1 protein-coding gene is annotated in these 416 nt (G+C 53.8%); it reads left to right on the top strand.

Features of this window, described 5'->3' with window-relative positions:
• Nucleotides 1-416: EF-Tu/IF-2/RF-3 family GTPase (locus tag FDW96_RS12845; RefSeq protein WP_252362873.1), on the top strand; the 416-nt coding region annotated here is incomplete at both ends.

The following is a 416-nucleotide window of genomic DNA, read 5'->3' as shown; positions in this document are numbered from 1 at the left end:
GCTAAGTCTACCTGTACTGGCGTTGAAATGTTCCGCAAACTGCTGGACGAAGGCCGTGCTGGTGAGAACGTTGGTGTTCTGCTGCGTGGTATCAAACGTGAAGAAATCGAACGTGGTCAGGTACTGGCTAAGCCGGGCTCTATCAAGCCGCACACCAAGTTCGAATCTGAAGTGTACATCCTGTCCAAAGACGAAGGCGGCCGTCATACTCCGTTCTTCAAAGGCTACCGTCCGCAGTTCTACTTCCGTACTACTGACGTGACTGGTACCATCGAACTGCCGGAAGGCGTAGAGATGGTAATGCCGGGCGACAACATTAAAATGGTTGTTACTCTGATCCACCCGATCGCGATGGACGACGGTCTGCGTTTCGCAATCCGTGAAGGCGGCCGTACTGTAGGTGCGGGCGTTGTTGC

It is taken from the genome of Citrobacter sp. TBCS-15 (genome assembly GCF_005280815.1).
Lineage (GTDB): Bacteria > Pseudomonadota > Gammaproteobacteria > Enterobacterales > Enterobacteriaceae > Citrobacter > Citrobacter werkmanii.
Note: the sequence above shows the minus strand (reverse complement) of the source record. Positions and strands in the feature narration are given on the sequence as shown.